Genomic DNA, 17,318 nt, shown 5'->3' with positions numbered 1-17,318 from the left:
GCTCGTCATCCTATCACCGATCCGGAGGCAGCCTCGCTGAAGTCCAGGATCATGCCTTGCCTGTCCAAGTGCCGTCTGAACCGATCGAGAAAGCCGGCCTCCGGGATACCCGTCAGCTCCAAGCGACGTCCTTCAATAAGCTCGACCTCAATGGCTCGTCCCTTGGATCGCTCGACCGTGCCGGACATGGAGCGATAGCGGTCGGTCAGGAAATGGATCCGCTGATTGGCCGAGCCCCTCCAGAGATGGCCCTCGTTGCGCCCCGCGACATAAGGCCCGTCAACCAGGATGTCGATGTAGCCCAGGAGCCGTTGATGGGCCTCGCCCTCCGGGCTTGCGAGGAGCGCATCCAGCGTATAACCCGTGTAACACATCACCGACAATTCGCTGGCCCGCCGCACACAATCCAGGAACACGCCGAGCTCCCCAGGGGATTGCTGAAAAGGCTCGCCTCCCGTCAGCGTGATACCCTCGATGCCTGGGATGGCCAGCACCCAGCCTGCCAGCTCCGCCGCTGAACACACTTCGTAACGCGCAGACGTGTTCAATTCCCGGGCAACGCAGCCGGGGCAACCGAGGTCGCATCCATGAAACCAGATCACCGCCCGCGAGCCTGGCCCGAGCACTCTGCTGCAGGTCTTACGCCGGGCTACGCGCAATCGCCCTTCAGTTGTGTAACCGGCTGGAGGCATCATCGTCATTCCCGCACTTGCCGCCTCTGATCGAAGCCAGGCCGATAGCGGGGCGGCGGCCAGCTTCCCCGTGGACGCTTCCGCCAAGACGGACCTGCCGTCCGCGCTCCGCTACATGGGACGCGCCGGGCTCACCAGCGGTCGGCTTGCGTCGACCCGCGCCCGATCGCACCATGTCAATGACCGGGCATCACCCCCTTCAGACATTGCCGGCCAAGTCCGCCAGCGAGCACCCCCTTTACAGTCTAGCAGATTCGGGCTAGGATGCACTAATCACGTGCTCTGTTCGTTGCCGGATCAGACGGGGATTCACACGAAGCCACAGAGGACGCACCCATGGCAGGCTGTGACAATGGCTCTGAGGGAGAAACCCGCGAGGAGCTCCCTGAACTCCTCGATTTCGGAACCGAAAAGACCCCCGTCGAACAGGTCGAGGCCGATCACCACTATGCCATGGACCGCGCCGAGCTGCGCGAGTTAGGCAGCGAGCCCGGATCACTCTCCCGGGCGGAAGCCATCAGCGGCCTTCGACCCGAGAGTTGGCACCACCTGGCCAACTTCGTCGACGAGAAACTCCACGGCGTGGAAGGACAGCATCACTACTACGAAGTGGGTAATTACGACGCCGTCGATAAGGAGCATGCCATCGAGGCCGCTGCGGCCGACCTTGAGAAAATCGGGTTCAAGGCCCAGGTCGGGCAAGTCGGAGAACTGGGCTATGACGAGGGATGCCGCCACGCCGGTTCACAGCATGGAGCGGAAATGCAGTTGTGGCGGGATATCCCCAACACTCAATGCCAGGAGCATCTGCGAATCACCGATGCACAATACGACAAGGCCACCGACACGTGGACCGTAACCATCGAGGCGGAGACGCCCGACAAGTAGGTCGGTCCACCGCGGCTTCGGTTGGCCTAGACTGCCGTTCTGTCCTTCAGCTGTGCGGCCAGACACGGCAGGTTGGTCGAGCGTGAGGTGGGCAAGTGGCGGAGGTGTCCTTCAATCTGTCCCGTCCAAGCGTGGACTTCGGACGTATCGCTCCGGGCGCCACGGAATGGCGCTCGATCACCGTGCTCGGACTGATCGACGGTGACGTGGATTTCGAACTGACCACCTCGGAACCATGGGTCGAGGCGGTGCTGGGTTCTGCAACCGCCAAGGGCCGCGAGCTCATGCTCGCCGTAGATGCCACCCAATTGCCGGGTTTCGGCCAACACCAGGCCACCGTACGGGTCAGCTCCGGTCGGTTCGCGCGCGAGTGCCAGATCTGTGTCTGGATGGGAACAGTCCAGGAGCAGGCGCGGTCAAAACGAGCTCCGCTTCCATCACCCACAACAGAGCCGTCGGACGCCTCACAAGAAAAGGCCAGGCAGCCGACGCTCACCCTGCCTTCCGCTCCTCCAATGGCCGGAGCCCTATCCCTGGGGCTGGGAATCCTCACCCTGGCGTGCGTGCTGGGCGGCTTCCGGTGGGCGGCAACCGCAGTGGGGGGAGCTGAATCAGAAACCGGCCCAACCTTCGCCTGGCTGGCGGCATCAGCCGCCTACCTGATCATCGCCCTCCGGTGGGCGCTGCCCGGATCCGGACGACTGGTCACGGAGGCAACCGCCACACCCGAGGAGCGAGAAGTCCTCGATCCGCTCGCCGAGGCTTGCCGAGAGATGAACCTGCCCCGGCCGACGCTGGTGATGATCGACGACCCGACCCCCAACATCCGTAGCTTCGGCATCAGTCCTCGGTTCAGCCGTCTGCGAGTCAACACCGGCTTGGTCGACACCATGCGCCAGTCCGGTTCCTCCTTCGCTCTCAAGGCAGTCCTCGTTCACGAACTGGTCCATCTCCAGCTGTTCGATACCTTCTTCTTCACCGTCAGCGGGCCGGTTCTTGCCGCAATGGAGGCCATCCTCGGCCTTGCGTGGCGGCTACGCGTGGCGGCCGGCCAGATGACCCAGGGATCCGGAGTCGGACCAATCGCCATGTTCGTCATGATGTCACGAGGTAGCCCGATGGGCTGCCTCGTTGGCCTGCTGGTGCTCTTGGCCCTGGCCATGCTCCTGTCAATGGTCGCATTCTACGCGGTTGCCTTGAGTCTCTGGCTGCTCCTCGTCATCGCGGCATGCCTGGGCTACAGCCGCTTCGTCGAGCGACGGGCCGATCTGCGCACCGTCAACGTGCTGGGTGATACCCAAGGCGTGCTGGCCGCACTCGCAGCCAGCCTGGCCCTGTTCCCGGGAGAACTCGCTGCGGTCGGTAGGTACGCACGGTCCCGTTTCACCCACAACGAACAGTACAGCATCGACGACCTGATCGCCAGTCTGGCCTCAGGGGGAGATCCGAAAGCTGGCACCCTCTGGGCCGAGCGGCTCTTTCGCACACATCCACCGTTCATGGAGCGCCTGGCTTACCTGGCCATGGCCGGACCGCAGCGATCGGCAAATTGAGGAATCAGCCCAAATGTGGATGCCCGTACACACCAGTCACATGCCCGGCGGCGGAAGCATCGGCGGCGCAGTGGACCGTCTCCCCCAGCAGGTCTCCGAACGAGGCGGCTTCCTCGGACACAACACGCCTGCCACCGTCTTCCGGCTGCGAACCGACTACGGCCAGGTGGTGAACTGCCGCTTGGCCGGCGCCCTCCGAGGCACCCTGGACCTGGGTGACCGTGTCCTGGTATCAGGCTACGCCTGGCGCGGCGTCATCAACGTGACCCGCATCACCAACGAACAGGGCGCCGAAATCGCCCGCACCGGTTGCTTCGTCCTGACCGCGGTCTGCGGAGACGAAGAGGCCCCGGAGGTCATCCTGTTACGACGTCTTCGCGATGAGTGGCTGCTACACCACTCCCTGGGATGGATCGGCGTCGCGATCTACAGCCGCCTCGGGCCTCGTCTGGCCCACTGCATCCGCGACCGGTCCGGGCTTCGCACGGCCGCACGCTTCGCCGTCGTACGCCCCGCAGCACAACTGGCTCGCTGGCTGCTGCAGGGTGACCACGCGGCCAAGAACCCCTCGCGGGTCTCGCCCACGCCAAGGACACGTCATGGACTGCAACCGGCGGTCAAGCCGTCTGGTTCTTCATCAGAGGAGGCCTACCGTGAGTCACAGGCGCCAATACATCATCCTGGCCATCGCTACGACTCTGCTCGGCAGGGCATCCGCGACAAAAGGGGAATCAAGTACGGGACTCACCGACACGCTCCGAGGTCTGCTGGGCCAACTGGAGAATGACAGTGCCCAGCCGACAGGAGCCATCGCCAAAGTCAGCGGCAACAAGGTCTACATCAACCTCGGATCAGCCAGCGGCATCGAGAAAAACGACACCCTGGATATCGTCCGCACAACGGGAAGAAAGCCCGAGCCGGCCAACTCCGGCCACCCACCGGCCACTAAACGCGAAGTGGTCGGCCGGCTGAAGGTGGCCACCGTCCAGGAGAAGCTGTCGATCTGCGAGTTGATCGAAGGTAAGGCCGAGGAACGCGACAGCGAGGGCAGACTGAATGCCGTGATTCCATCGCGAGACAGCGGACGCTACCGGGTCGCCCTGGGCCCGGTCAAGATCTCTCCAGATGTGACAATCGGTAAACAGGAGGTGCGCGACGCGATGGCGGCGGCGGCGACTGCCGCAGGCTGGCCACCATTGGCGCCGCCCGGGCAGGCCCCGCTGGAACTCTCCGTCAGCATGGAGAACACGCCGGCCGGATGCAGCATCGAGCTCCGACTCGAGGATCGCCAGAACAGGCGAGCCGCACAGAACGCCCGCGGCGTCCTTCGCACTGGCCTCCGCGCCTCGGATTACGGCTTCCGCTCCGGTCTCGAGGGCAACCTCGGCGTTGTCCTCAAGATGGACCCGGTCAAGAAAGCCCTGCAGACCCTCGGCAGCCTGGCTGAAATCGGTGACGTCCTTGTCTTGGTCAAGGCCGGTTCCCGGGGCGAGTCCGTCTGGGTCTTCCCCGATAGCCGAATCGTCGTGGCCAGCCACACGCCACTCAACGCCGCGCGACAAACGACTCAGCTCAGCCTCGTGTGGCACAACGTGGGCCGGGCGATCGATTCAGTCAGCGCAGACTTGTCCGCCACAGACGTGGAGGTCCGACTGCGGGCAAGCTGCGAGTTCTTCACCGAGATCGCCAATCAGATGCAGATGCTGCAGGTCGAAATGACCGCAGGAGCCCTCAAGGACCTGATTCTAGCCTGGCCCGATGCCCAGTCTACGTGGTCCGAGTTGCTCTGCACCGGTTCCGGCAGCGCCTGGTATCCAAACCAGGTGACCATCGACGACAAGCCAGTCGTGACCAACAATAGCGAGCAGGTGGCCAGCGGCAGTCTGGCCCGCATCGTCTACGGAGATCATCATCTGGCGGCTACCAACTGGACCGGTGGCAATGTGCCCATGATATTCCGTATCTCCGCTTTCTTCGAGAAACCCAACGGCCAGATCACCCTCAGCGATCAGGCGGGAAAGAACATGGCCACCCGCAGTGTCTACTCCAGACTGATCAGCGAACTCGTGTTGCCCGGTAATCCGGAACTGCTCCGTCTGGCCACCCAGCCCTCGGCCCAAGGCCCAGGCGGAGTGGCAAAGAAACCTGCCCTCGAGCGCGAACCACCAGAAAAACTGAAGGAGCGCCTTGAGGCAGCCAACACGTTCCTCAAGAATCAGCAGTACGACAAGGCTCGGACAGAGTGCTACACGGTCCTTCGTGAGGCTCCGGCCTCTGCCGAGGCCGCCGAAGCCCGCAAGCTGATCCAGAAGATCAATGAGACCCAGCGACGACGTCCCGCAACTCCGAGATTACGCCGGTGAGGACGTGAAGCTCGGTCGCTACCGCGACCGTAAACCAACCAGGGGATTCGACCACATGAACACCGGACCAGGTAACCCAGCTTACGGCGGCTTCCGCCCTGGGCCGCCATCGACCGCCCACCCTCCGCCACCTTCAGCTCGGGCCACCGGTCCCTCGCAGGCGTCCGAGACCGCTGTCGCCGGGGTCCCCCCGCCCGGGACAAACGCCTTGTCAACTCCCGTGGTTTCAACGACCGGAACGTTGCGTCCCGATTTCCAACAGCAAATCGCTTTCTGGGAAGGACACGACCTGCAGGGAACGGGCCTCCCAATGCGGTCATCACCGTCCGCCGCCCGGCTGTACCGCGATGCCGGCTTGGTATTCACCCCCCTCGACCACGCCCCGTACGCCGTCATGCTGGCTCGATGCCGAGGAATGGCCGTGCACGGCGGGCTACGCAGGCGAAAAGATGAGTCCCTCGCCGGGCCGGCGGGCCGCGTTCTGACCGGTCTCAGCGGAGGAGCCGCCTCGACGCTGTATCTCCTGTTGAACTCCGGCCCGGAGGTGGAAATCTACTGGGGCGTGAGAGCTGAAGCCGCCTCCGAGCAGGACGCAGTCAACCGGGCTGCCATCGCCTTCCGTTCCCTGCAAACCTGCCTGCTGAGCGCCTATCCCGAACTCGACCTCCGCCCCCTCCGCAGCGAGGAAGACTTCGCTCCAGTCCTCAAGCGGCTTGCGGCCATGCGCGTCGCTCTCTCCATGGTCGGCCATCCCTGGCCAGAAGCTCCCGATGTCGAGCGGTTCTGCCCGGTCGACCAGATCGTCAGGGCATTGTCCGGAACAGATTACTGCTACTTCCTCGATGCTTCACCTGTCTCCACCGCCGACGTGGACTCCGCCTTCCAGGAACTCAGCCTCCGCATCAACCTGATCCACCAGCACGTCTCATGGTCCGAAAGCGGGCAGCAAACCAGCGTGCAGAGCGAGCAACGCCAACGCCTCGATCGACTCGCTCAATACCAGGAACAGCTCATGGAGTCCGCCCATGAGAAAATGGCTGCCGGGCTCCGCGAAGGCATGTGGAGGGCCAGCACACTGCTCGCAGCCTCGGAAGCAGGACAGCTCGATCAGGCCGCCTCGTTGCTTCGTGCCGTGTTCGCCGGCGCCAAATCCAAACCCCAACCGGTCATGATTCTCCACCACGAACCGCCCAATGGGACCATCGCCGATTTGGCACAACTCCGCGCCGGGCAAACAACCACCGGCCGGCCTAACCCTCTCGGGCTTGGCGCTCTCTGCGATCAGACCGTGCTCACCAGCTCCGAGGCCGGCCTCCTCGCCGAACTGCCCCGAAGGGAGGTGTGCGGCTTTTATATCAAGACACCCCGCGAATTCTCGGTAGATCTCCAAAGCGTTGACCGCAGAGCCATCGACCTCGGCGAGATCCTCGGCCATGCCGGCTCCACAGGGCGGCGGTTCAGCATCGACCTCGATGATCTCACCCGCCACGCCTTGATCGTCGGCGTGACCGGGAGCGGTAAGACCAACACCGCTCTTCACCTCCTGCACCAGTTGTGGACTCGACATCACGTGCCCTTCATGGTCATCGAGCCGGCTAAGGCTCAATACCGCACCCTCCTCGGCGTGCCCGGCTTCGAGAATCTGCAGGTCTTCACCCCCGGCCTGGCACAAGTGGCTCCGTTCCCGTTGAATCCATTCGAGTTCGCCCCGGGAACCATCCCCCAGCAGCACATCTCTCTTCTCTACGCGGTCTTCAACGCGGCATTCATTCTCTACGCACCCATGCCCTACGTCCTGGAGCGATCCCTCCACCGCATCTACGAGGAACGCGGTTGGGACATGCTGCTCGTCCATCATCCCGAGGCCGACCCCGCCAGCGGTGAGCCTCCGCCCCTGGCGTTTCCCACACTCAGCGATCTGCACCGAACTATCGGCGAAGTGGTGGACCAACTCGGCTACGAGAGCCGTATTCGCATGGATGTGACCGCGGGGCTCCAGGCTCGCGTGGATACCCTGCGGATCGGCCAGAAGGGGCAAACGTTCGATTGCCCCCGATCCATTCCGTTCGAGGATCTCCTCAGTCGTCCAACCGTCCTCGAAATCGCCCATCTCGGCAGCGACGAGGAGAAGGCTTTCTTCATGGGCCTCCTGTTGATGCGACTGTACGAGACCCTCGAGCGTCGCGGCGAACAGCCCGGACTCGAGCACGTTACCCTCATCGAAGAGGCTCACCGGCTACTCACCCGAACCTCGACCGACACCTCCTCCGCCGAGAGCGCTAACCCCAAAGGCAAGTCGGTCGAGACGTTCTGCAACATGTTGGCCGAAATACGGGCCTACGGCGAGGGGCTCCTGGTCGCCGAGCAAATCCCCGCAAAGCTCGCGGACGACATGATCAAGAACACGAATCTCAAGGTGATGCACCGAATCGTCGCCACCGATGATCGCGATCTCATCGGCGGCGCCATGAATCTCATGGGCCGACAGAAAATGGCGGTGACGAGTCTGCGGCGGGGCGAGGCCGTCGCGTACGCCGAGGGCTGCGAAACGCCAGCCCTCGTCCGAATACCACGATACGCCCACACGCAACCCGTCGGCAATCACGACGTCAAGGCCGCTGCCGAAAGGGTGATCATCCAGCATGAGAAGATCTTTCACCCATGGCATGGCTGCCACGGGTGCCGCGAGATCTGTGCGTTCGGAGCGGAGGCCCGCCGGCTGGCCGCCGGCCGCGGCACCGCCGAGACCCTCTGGGCCTACGCCCTGTCCTGCGCCTACGACCCGAACGCTGCAATCGCTGCGTGGCCGCAACTGATCGAACAGCTGGCCCCGCATCGCAAACGGAGCCGCAGGAGCGACACGGAAGATGAAGCCCTGGCTTGGTGCGTCTTCATCACCGCTTGCGAAAGCACACTGTGGGCACTCCACGGCTCCAACCGAGCGACCCTGCGCACGATCCAGCATGTCGTCGAGAGCCTCATCAACCTGGTCCACGAATCACGGCAGACAGGAACCGCCTCGCCATCGCAGGCCAGCCAGCTGCGACAGCACATCGACGAAGCCACGAGCCCAAATGGCCACCCATGGGCAGGCTGCACAGCGTGCCGCCACGTCTGCCTGTTCAGCCCCTTGGGGGAGCGTCTGGCTGCCACGCCCGGCTTACGCAAGACCCTGTCCGATCTCTACGCCGCAAAGGCCCCGGTCCAGACGATCCGCGATCTCTGCAGGCAGCGGGCCGGCGCGGCCCTCTTCACCCCATGCCCCGAGGTCGTCGACTCGCTCGGGCTCTGCATCCTCGTCCATTGCACAGAACAGGCCCACCTCGCTCCGACAACGGCTATCGCCGACGTCTTCCCGACGGCAACCTGAGGGCATCCGCGGGGGCCCTGCTCGGCCCAGCAACGCCACGCGATACCGCGTCGCCGCTGGCCGGCAACCCCCCCTGCGTGCTGTCCAGCAGTTCAGCCTGACACGTATCCGCCGCAACGGTCACTACCCTGACAGAGTACTCCTCGAAACCAAGCAACCCGCCCGGCTTCATCGGGTCGGGAATGGGATGCCGCTTGGCCTGTACTTTCAACTCCTCACCACGACGAACACCATCTCGTTCTCCCAGCGTGATCGTCACCGTGACTGAACCTCCTTCACGAGTGAATGCGGGAGTGACCGAGGTCACCGTCCCCTCTGCTCTGGGTGGTAGGACCGGGCCTCGGGCAACCCCGGGAGAAACCCCTCCACCGGTTCGTGCTCGTATGGCTTCCCTCTGCGCCGACGGAATTTGATTCATTCTTGAGCCACCCTGAGCGGCTCCAGGCGCGGGTTTCGGCTGAAACGGCTGAGGTGTCACCGGACCAGCCTTCCCCGGCTGCCCTCGATCGACAACCTGCGGAACCGGCTTCGCGGCCGTTTTGTTCGGCTCGCTCCGAACGGCCATACTGATGAGCAGACCGGTCACCACCAGGACCGCCAGGATGGCGGCAACGACGCCACCTGTCCCCAGAAGCCGCCCCGCAGTCCAGGGCCTTGAGGGAATCACGTCGTTGTCATCGTCATCGTCTTCGTCTTCGCGATCTCCTTCCTCAACCGGCAGCTTGCCTTTGAGCATCATCAGCAGCAGCGGGTCCAGCACACGACGCGGCGCGATCTGGGTTGTCAATCGTCCTTTGCCGGTGTCTGGGCTGGCCCCAAGCGCCGAGACGATCGCAAAGCTCACCGAGGCGAAACTGTCGCGGGCAGTGTTCAGAAACAACTGAGCCTTCAGTTCCTCCTGCGTGAACCGGTGCAATTCCTGGGAAACCGCGAACACTCTGGCTAGGTACTTCTTGGGGTCCTTCAGTTCGTCCAAATCCTCGTGGCGAATGTACTCCTGCAGCCCCGGTCTCGAAGCCAGATGGGAAGCAATCAGCTCATCCGCTTTGGTGTACACCACAACCAGGTGCTGGCTTCGCGTGTCGCCCTGCAGGCTGTTGTTCAAACCTAACACGTAGGCGCCCAAGAGGTGGTGCAGGCCATCGCTGAGCGTGGGATACTGTTGCTCCAGTGTGCTCAGGCTCACCAGAAACAGCACCGTTTTGGCCTGGGACAGGAATCGAGCGTATTGCCCAATGCTCTGGCCGGATGTGAACGTCTCCCCACCCACGTCGTACAGGCAAAGCGTCGAGCTGCCCAGCGTCGGTACGTTGGCCAGTCGCAGCAACGTGGGTCGAGTGAAGTTGCCGCCAGCAGCGGTGGCCTCGGGCAAGATGCCCTCCCGCAATTTGGCCATGTTGCTCAAAACCGTCTGTAGGCTTGGATCGTCCAGGGCCAGGCTGTGAAAGTGCTTCCATGCCTGGGCCAGACGATCACTGCGCATTTCATGCAGCAGCGAGGCCAGCAATACCGTCTTGCCGTGCCTCGTGAACCCAACAAAGTTGCCCACAACCGGCGGACACTTCCGGTATTCCCGTACGTACATCGGAGGGATTTCTTCGTTGCACTCCGGGCAGCGATAGACGCTGTCGCGACGGTTCCCCGACGCCGCGGGACCAGGAACGACACTTGCCGCGACAGGGGCATCGGACATTCCGGAAGGGCCCGCCACAGTGAGCTTGAAGGTCACTTTGCGCACACAGTAGGGACAGAACATCGGTGACATCGTGGTGCTTCCTGCTGAGATCACATACCGAACTTGTTACGCAACTGGGCAAAGAGCCCACGTTCCTTCACGGCCTGGCTGTACGCGCTCTCAAGGGCCTCCGTGAACGAGCTCCTCTTGCTCTTTATCCGCTTGCAGAGACGACGCAGCTCCTTCAAGTCCTCCAGCCCCAGTCGAGCCAGCCGAGGCTCGAGCAAGTCAAGTGCCGCATCCTCGCCTACTTGAAGCAGACGATCCACCAGCTCGGGCAGCGGTATGGCATGAGCCCTGTCACTGGTCAGGTAGCCGCGAAGGAAAGCGGCTCCGCGACCCGGCTGCACCAGCCCGAGCACCTCCGGCAGACCATACTCGAGAAACAGAGCACACGCCTGCTCATAGCCGGCGTCGTCAAAAGCTCTCCCAGCTTGCTGGATCGCGGCATCTTCACCTCTCCACGCCGCCCAGAGAAGCTGAAGCTTCCGTCGGGGATGGGCCTCGAGAACAGAACCCAGCGTCTTCAGCTCCTCCGCCGCCGGCCGGCGGAAGCGATTGGCTGCGTAATGCTCGAAGAGACGCTGAAGAAGTGCCGCGGCGTCAAAGCCACCACGCAAACGCTCCATGATCTCGGCCGGGTTCATGCCGGCCATGACTGAATCGACCAGTCGATCGGCCAGCTCCCCGCCGATCAGCCGGGCCATGCGGTCCCGCAACCCGCTCCGCAGGAGCTCTGGCGCGGCCCTGCACACTTCTTCAATGACCCTCGGCCCTACAGCCTCACCCAGAGACTCGCCCGCCAAAGCCCGCGATACCTGATGGACTCCCCCCTTGTCGCGAACAATGTCATCCAGGCGACCGGCCGCCAACTTGGCGGCCAGCCAGTATTCGTAGGCGTCGGCAGGTTTCCAGGAAGGGTTGTCGTTGACCCGGCATCGCTCGGCATCCACCGCAATGAAGTTGCCGAATCGAGGCGGCTCCGGAAGACCTACCGCCCAGCAGTAATTGCCGTGGAGGTTGCACGGGTTCTTGTGGGCGTCCACGAAGTAGGTGTCCATCGGGCATTCACCATAGCGAGCCGGAGCAAGCAACGCCTGGGCAACACGCATGGCCGCCAGGATCGCCTCCGGTGACCCGGTCATGGCCAGGGCAGTGTTCTTCTCCGCGAGTCGTTGGGCACGCAGGGCGTAGAAGGCCAGCTTGCGCAACTCCTCGAGCGGCCAACGGGCGGCCTCAGACGGCGGAACAGGATCAGGGAACACAATCGTGACCGGAGGAGCGCCACCCGAGCGGCCTTGATCGACCTCGAAGGCCCTCCGGAGGTCGGTGAGAAAAGGAAACACGTCGAAGACGGCCAGCGGAAGCAGACCCCCCCGAATCAGGTCCGCCGCCGTAAACACCAGCCCATGGGCGATGCTGATCAACCTGCCCTGGTCATCGGTCTCCCCGAGTCGACTGATCCGGGCCACCACCAGCTTCCCACTACGCGTACCGAAAAACACGTGCTTGGGCGGCGAGGTCTCGGTGGGAAAGTACAGGAAGCGAGCCTCAATCTCCGGGAGTTCAGTGTCACAGATGATCGCTCGCGTGCAGCACAGCGTCTGGTACCCGTCCTTGCCGCTTCGCGAACGGTCCTTGCTCAACCGCGTGTAGAGAATCTGGCCAGCTCGAAGTTCGGTCATGGAGGTATTACCTCGCTCACAGGGGACACCAGAGCCGCATTCCGAAATCTCTCAGCCGCCGGTCGCGGTGGATCGGCCGAATCGGGTCACTCCGAAGAGGATCGATGAGATAAGAGGCAAACTGCGGCCGCGGTTCGCCTAAGCCACCCCATTCCCTTCCGGAACCTACCCATTCCAGCAGCGCGCCACTCATCAGGGAGAGATCCAGCCATGTCTTCGGCTTCAGTTGGTGTTCAAGAAGACGCAGGGTCGCCGCGGCGAGCGGGTTCAGATCTGAACCCGCCCATGCCTCCAGCCCGTCGGATGAAAACGGCGCCGCCCTCAGCAAAGCGTACGCCTGCCGCCATTCCTTCGCCAAGGGAACTCGCCACTTCGGCCCCAGCCACTGGGCAAATGCTTCAACTTCGGACGGGATCACCCCGGCCATGAACAGTCCTTCCCGATCGGCTTCAGTTGCCCGCGTCGGCGAGACTCGCGGACTGGTCTCCAGAACTTCCTCGTACCATTCGTCACCAAAGCCGCACGGCTCCGCGAGAAAACACTCGAACTGAACCTTCGTCACCGGCAACAGGTGCATGGTTGCGCCCAACTTCGGCATCGCTAGCAGGGGAAAGCCAGTCCGATCACAGGGCGACGCCATAAACGCCTCCTCCCAGTTCCAGGCATCCGCCCATGGGCTGCTCCGGGTGCATCCGCCACTCATGGCTGAGTTGATCAAAGATGATCGGAACCACACCCCCCGGCTGGTAGACGGCTACCAGATCGGGCCCGGTCGCGATCACTTCCCAGGGGTAGGCATAGGCCGCCAGACCCTCCGCCGCTTCGGCTACAAGGATGAAGCCAGACCAGTCCGACGCGACCGACCGGCACATCTGGGGCAGGACGGCCGCGCCGCACGCCGCCCCGTCCGTCACCGTCAGGTAAAACGGGTAGGCTTCCTCGGCAGTGAATAACCGCAGCGGCCGGAGTTCGCGTTCGAAGGACCGCGTTGTCTTCAGCACCACCTCGACCTCCCGACCGTCGGCGTAGGCGACTCTCGCTGCGGGTAGGCGGTTCCCGTGAGCGAGGAAACCGACGCGGGTGGAGGGCTCGGCGCTCCCTTCGAGTCTCAACGCCGCCCCGTCGCTGCCAAGTACCAGCCGGTACGCATCATTCTCCCAGCAGATCGGCAACAGACCCGGCCCGCCGATCGTAACGCCCGTCACCCGGGTCCAGACCTGGTCCACCACCTCCTGCAGCTGACGAGTCGCTAACGAGAACCAGGAACCGTCGTCCGGCCCAAGTCTCTGGCCCACACTGACCAGAAGAAGCCGGCGACCGAGCATCTCCGCCTGATCCTCCAGGTCGAAGATCGTGCCCGTCCCAATGATCACGACGCGATGCTCCTCAGTCGGGCAGGCTGCTCGGAACACCGGGTTGATCAGACTGCATCGTCCCAGGTTCTTCTTCCACAACTCGGTCTTGCCCGCGGAGAACTGCTCCGCGCTGAACAACTCTGTTCCGCCCAGGAAAGCCACTCGAACAGCATCGCAATGCGGGAGAGCGGCGATGATGCCCGAGGCTAGTTCCAGGACCTCCTCCTCGTATTCCTCCGCACTTTCCGAGGCGTCGAGGACCAGCAGCACCTTCGGTATCGTGGTGAGCTCGAAATCGAACCAGCGAATGTGGCGATCCATGGCTCGCAAGTTCCTTCGCTCCTCGTTTGAGGCAAACCCTACGCGCCCGTTTCCTCGCCCTGCAGGGCGCGTGCGGAATGCTGCGTCCTGGCCACCTGGAACACGGCATCCAGCATGTGGGCGGTGTGCTGGGACAGGCTGATCTGAGGGTTGATCGTGCATCGCCGTCTGCGACTACGCCGCTCAGCATCCGGGTCGTTCGACACCGCCATCACGAACCGCTCGACTTGCACGTCGTCGGCCTCGTGGATCTCAACACGGTCGAAATCAAAGAGCCCGTCCCGCTTGTCGGCATTGACGTAGAGGCGTCCGCCCTTGACCATCGATGCAGAGTTCCAACTCTGGTGCAGGATGGCAACGACCTCCTCGAAGGACTCCCAGTCGTCGCCCTCCGGGTAATCACGGCGGCAGGACCGGCACCGGTAGTACCGAGCACCAAGCAACCTGTCGGTGTACAACTCCACTCGCGACAGGCAGGGGCCGCACAACGCCTGCCCCGGCGCCGACTCTTCATCACCATCCAGAGCCTGAACCCGCGCGGCAAGCAGGGCTCTCAGCTTGTTCATGTACAGGCGACGCAACAGCTCACCGACGATCTCAGGAACAGTAACCGCGCGCTTCGCCAGGTAGGCCAGCCAGCCGGCTTCGAGGGCAATACTTAGAATCAATATGTGCAGCACCCACATCATGGTCGGGTGCGGGTGGCCGTGGCCGTACAGCCAACCGGCCAGATCGCAATGGCGGTAGAACAACCAGGGCAACCCGCACAAGGCGGCGTAGATGACATAGTCCATCGAGGAAACACGCCGTGACGCTTCAATGCCTCCAAAACCACCCAACACAGCGCATACCCCGAAAACATTGGCTGCGAATAACAGCAGCGGCCAGAGACAGAACCAGCTCAGAAGGTAGTTGGCCACCGCGACAACCAGGACGAGACCAACCAGCCCTCCCAGGGCCGCTCCCCAGAAGACCAGCCAGCTCAGCAGCATGCCCCTGACGTCCAAAGCCATGAACCTGCGCGTCTGTCGCAACAGACTCAGCAGCTTCGGAACGGCGCTGGCATCCTCCGGCAGCGATCGGTCCAGCGAGGCGGTCAGCTTTCGCCACCAATGGACGACGCCCGCTCCCGGCATGACAATCGCACCAGCAAGTCTCGGTCCCGTAGGGGTGCCGTCACTCAAGACGCATACCTCTCAACGATGGTCCCCGTTTACTGCAGAAACCGCTCGCGGACCTTGGTCCACGAGTCTCGCAGGAGACCCTGGGCGCGCAATCTCCAGTCCGACGGGGCCGAAGTCGGCTCCGTTTCATCAGTCGATTCGCAGCTCTTGGTCCTGGTCAGAGAGTTGGCGATGAGAAGCAGGATTGGGTCCAGGACACGCCGCGGCGCAATCTGCGTCGTGAGCCGCCGCTCCTGGGGAGCCGCGCCCAGAGAAGAAACAATCGTGAAACTCACCGAGGCGAAGTTCGCCAACGCCGCGTTGAGAAACGCCGCCGCCCGCAGACCAACCTGCGTGTACCGATGCAGCTGGCTGGACACGGCGTAGATCTTCCGCAGATACGCCCGTACGTCCGCCAGATCATCAAAGGACTCACCCTTGACATGCTCGCTCAGAACCTCCCATTCTGCCAGATCGGGCAGCATGACATCCGCCATGGTGTATGCAATCACCAGGTGCTGCCGCTGGGTGTCTCCACCCAGTTGCTGGATGCCCAGGATGAACGCGTTCAACAGCCCAAACATGGCCGTCGGCAGGTCATCCTGTTCCCGAAGCCTCGGAATGCTGATCATGAACAGCACGGTGTGGGCGTGAACCAGGTAGTGCGCATAATGCTGAATGCCACCGCCCGACCGAAACACCTCGCCACCGTTGTCGTACATGCAGAGCACCGCACTGCCCAGATGCGGAAGATTGTTGAGCCGAAGCAGCGTTGGATTCTCAAAAGTCTGCGGCGTGGCTTCCGGCAGCACCCCACTCTGAAGCCTGTTCATGTTGCCTACCACGGTAGTCAGGCTGGCATCGTCCAGAGCCAGGCTGAAAAACCGCGGCCAGGCCTCGGCGAGGCGATGATCCCGCAAGGCGTGGAGCATGGATGCGAAAAACACCGTCTTACCGTGACCGGAAAAGCCGACCCCGCTGCCTACCACCAGCGGATAGCGGTGGTAGTCGCGAACGAACATCGTGGGAATCTCGCGGTTGCATGCCGAGCAGCGATACGCCTGACCTGCCGAACTGGGGGATTCCTGCTGTTGCTGGCCCACGGCAGGCTCATCAGAGATGGCCGTCGCCCCCGCTCGGGAAAGCCTGAACGAGACTTCGCGGACACAGTACGGGCAGATCATAACCCCGATCCTCAACGCCACGAGGCAGGTCGGCAGACCGGAGGGTGCGTCGACAGGGACGTGTCGGTCGGAGACGCCTTCCTTCGGACTGACGCATCAGGACCGAAACACCAGTATACCTGATGCCTGGATCGCTGCAACGCCAGGCCAGGAGCATACCCATGGCAATCTCCAAGTCATGACACGAATCATGCACCAAGAGTCCTGATGCTCCCGATCGTGCGAGTGTCCAGCCACCAGGGGCTGCTCGTCTCGGCATGAACTGCCCACCACTTCGCGGCCTGCCTCTCACTCCCGGTTCACCATCTTCAGGTTGTCCTTGGCCCCAAAGTGACGTGAAGCCCCTGTCCCTTCCTGTGTCCCGCTTACATGAAGGTGCCCGTCGGTCGTACCCACTCCAGTTCCCGGCGCATCCGGTTCAGCAAGACCTCGATGGGCCTCGCCCATTCCTCGGCCGACGTGCCCCGCGTGCCCGCTACGCCGCGCCCCTCACCGCCTGCAGCCCGTTCTCCAGCCCTACCCCCCGTCCCTCTCCGCTTCGGGTGAGCGAACACCTCTCGCAGGGCTGCACAAACCAAAGTACACATCCTTGATAGCAGCGCGACGACCACCTGTCCCCTGAACGGGTGAAGACCGTAACCGGGCGGGGTGTTCCCTTCTAGACGTGCCCTCGGCGCTACCTCCTCAGCCGACCCCTCCGGCTCCATACCGGATTGGCCGGACTTCAGATGCCGCACCCCCAGACGCCCGAAAAGCATGCTCAGCCTGCCATTGCCGCCCACTTCGCGTGCTGACTGGCCCGCTAGGAATCGAACCTAGAACTTCCTGATCCAGAGTCAGGCGTGCTACCAATTGCACCACGGGCCAGAAGTCCTTGCCGTGCAAGGAATTACATCGTCTGCGTCGCCGTCGCGAACGGGCCCACACCGCCACGCCACCACCGGCAACAGCTGAATAATACCCCGCCAGTCAGGCCTTGGCAAGACCCATCCGCAGCCCACCACCGCCT

11 protein-coding genes and 1 tRNA gene are annotated in these 17,318 nt (G+C 63.2%); 4 read left to right on the top strand and 8 right to left on the bottom strand.

Annotated elements, in window-relative coordinates; translation table 11 throughout:
- Positions 1-5: 5 nt before the first annotated feature.
- Positions 6-695 (bottom strand): radical SAM protein, encoded by a 690-nt coding sequence (locus KA354_17175; protein ID MBP7936374.1) that lies wholly within the window; start codon positions 693-695, stop codon positions 6-8.
- Positions 696-1,028: 333 nt separating this feature from the next.
- On the opposite strand from KA354_17175, the gene KA354_17170 reads away from it, so the two are divergent.
- The 4 genes from KA354_17170 (at position 1,029) to KA354_17155 (ending at position 8,866) form a co-directional block, all read left to right on the top strand.
- On the top strand, positions 1,029-1,580 hold the full coding sequence (locus tag KA354_17170; GenBank protein MBP7936373.1) for a hypothetical protein: 552 nt from the start codon (positions 1,029-1,031) through the stop codon (positions 1,578-1,580).
- Positions 1,581-1,675: 95 nt separating this feature from the next.
- Positions 1,676-3,133: a M48 family metalloprotease gene (locus KA354_17165; GenBank protein MBP7936372.1), complete on the top strand. Its 1,458-nt coding sequence runs from the start codon at positions 1,676-1,678 to the stop codon at positions 3,131-3,133.
- A gap of 653 nt (positions 3,134-3,786) precedes the next feature.
- Positions 3,787-5,496 (top strand): hypothetical protein, encoded by a 1,710-nt coding sequence (locus KA354_17160; protein ID MBP7936371.1) that lies wholly within the window; start codon positions 3,787-3,789, stop codon positions 5,494-5,496.
- Positions 5,497-5,806: 310 nt separating this feature from the next.
- Complete coding sequence (locus KA354_17155) at positions 5,807-8,866, top strand: ATP-binding protein (protein ID MBP7936370.1); 3,060 nt, start codon at positions 5,807-5,809, stop codon at positions 8,864-8,866.
- On the opposite strand, the gene KA354_17150 is transcribed toward KA354_17155, so the two are convergent.
- From KA354_17150 to KA354_17120, 7 genes are all read right to left on the bottom strand, one after another.
- Entirely contained in the window at positions 8,835-10,631 is a 1,797-nt protein-coding gene (locus KA354_17150; GenBank protein MBP7936369.1) for a hypothetical protein, read from the bottom strand. The genes KA354_17155 and KA354_17150 overlap by 32 nt on opposite strands.
- A gap of 20 nt (positions 10,632-10,651) precedes the next feature.
- A complete protein-coding gene (locus tag KA354_17145) occupies positions 10,652-12,286 on the bottom strand; it encodes a hypothetical protein (protein MBP7936368.1) in 1,635 nt (544 codons plus the stop codon).
- Positions 12,287-12,302: 16 nt separating this feature from the next.
- Positions 12,303-12,926 (bottom strand): hypothetical protein, encoded by a 624-nt coding sequence (locus tag KA354_17140; GenBank protein ID MBP7936367.1) that lies wholly within the window; start codon positions 12,924-12,926, stop codon positions 12,303-12,305.
- On the bottom strand, positions 12,910-13,962 hold the full coding sequence (locus KA354_17135) for a hypothetical protein (GenBank protein ID MBP7936366.1): 1,053 nt from the start codon (positions 13,960-13,962) through the stop codon (positions 12,910-12,912). The genes KA354_17140 and KA354_17135 overlap by 17 nt, the downstream gene beginning before the upstream one ends.
- Positions 13,963-14,000: 38 nt before the next feature.
- A complete protein-coding gene (locus KA354_17130) occupies positions 14,001-15,098 on the bottom strand; it encodes a hypothetical protein (GenBank protein ID MBP7936365.1) in 1,098 nt (365 codons plus the stop codon).
- A 77-nt stretch (positions 15,099-15,175) separates the two neighbouring features.
- Entirely contained in the window at positions 15,176-16,309 is a 1,134-nt protein-coding gene (locus KA354_17125; protein ID MBP7936364.1) for a hypothetical protein, read from the bottom strand.
- Between the two features lie 794 nt (positions 16,310-17,103).
- Positions 17,104-17,176 (bottom strand) — tRNA-Gln (locus KA354_17120).
- Between the last annotated feature and the right edge of the window lie 142 nt (positions 17,177-17,318).

The organism is Phycisphaerae bacterium (assembly GCA_018003015.1).
GTDB lineage: Bacteria > Planctomycetota > Phycisphaerae > UBA1845 > PWPN01 > JAGNEZ01.
This window is presented reverse-complemented; position numbering and strand designations above follow the sequence as displayed.